This window comes from Shinella sp. M31 (assembly GCF_049199205.1).
Classification (GTDB): domain Bacteria; phylum Pseudomonadota; class Alphaproteobacteria; order Rhizobiales; family Rhizobiaceae; genus Shinella.
The window spans coordinates 1-217 of sequence record NZ_JBLZPH010000209.1 but is presented as its reverse complement, the minus strand read 5'-3'; the positions used below and the strand labels follow the sequence as shown (position 1 = coordinate 217).

At 59.4% G+C, this 217-nt stretch carries 1 pseudogene; it reads right to left on the bottom strand.

The annotated features are described in order from the left end of the window. Nucleotides 1-115: 115 nt before the first annotated feature. Nucleotides 116-217, bottom strand: a pseudogene (locus ACOZKU_RS27845) (electron transfer flavoprotein subunit beta/FixA family protein); the annotation flags it as partial.

Below are 217 nucleotides of genomic sequence, written 5' to 3'. Positions count from 1 at the left end.
AGCCGATCTTGCTTGCTGCCGTCAGCGCCTTGGCGGTCTGGTCGGAAAGGCTAACATTGTCGTGGTCTGCCAGAAGAAGAATGGCCATGTTCGTAATCTCCTCAAATCTTCCGGATCAACGCACGCCGGCTTCGGTCTTGAGCTTTTCGACCAGCTCGGCGACCGACTTGACCTTGACGCCCGCCTTGCGGCCCGACGGCTCCTCGGTCTTCAGCAC